Origin of the sequence: Pseudomonas sp. SHLD1 (assembly GCF_028640935.1) — a bacterium.
Classification (GTDB): Bacteria; Pseudomonadota; Gammaproteobacteria; order Pseudomonadales; family Pseudomonadaceae; genus Chryseomonas; species Chryseomonas aestiva.
Genome location: NZ_JAQZAD010000010.1, coordinates 1 through 297, shown reverse-complemented (window position 1 = coordinate 297; position 297 = coordinate 1). Strand labels below are relative to the sequence as shown.

Here is a 297-nt window from a genome sequence, read left to right as displayed (position 1 = left end):
CGCTACGCCATCAACTTCCGCGGCAGCGTGCACGACCGCGCCATCGCCATTCGCGATACGGTGCTGATCCACGACGCCGCGCCCCTGGCCAGTCGCCTGGCCGACATCGACCGCCTCAAGGCCTTCTATCGCCAGTCCGCCGAGCCCATGGATCAGCTGTATGCCAGCCAGGGTGCCACCGCCGAGGAGCAGCGCCTGCTGGCGGCCATCAAGGACATCGAAGGCACCGCCCTGCCGCTGACCGATCGCCTGCTGCAACTGCGCCAGGCCGGTGATCTGGAAGGCGCCCGGGTGTTC

General features: G+C 68.7%; 1 pseudogene. It reads left to right on the top strand.

The window, feature by feature from the left end:
• Window positions 1-297: pseudogene (locus tag PVZ77_RS03225) on the top strand (methyl-accepting chemotaxis protein); the annotation flags it as partial.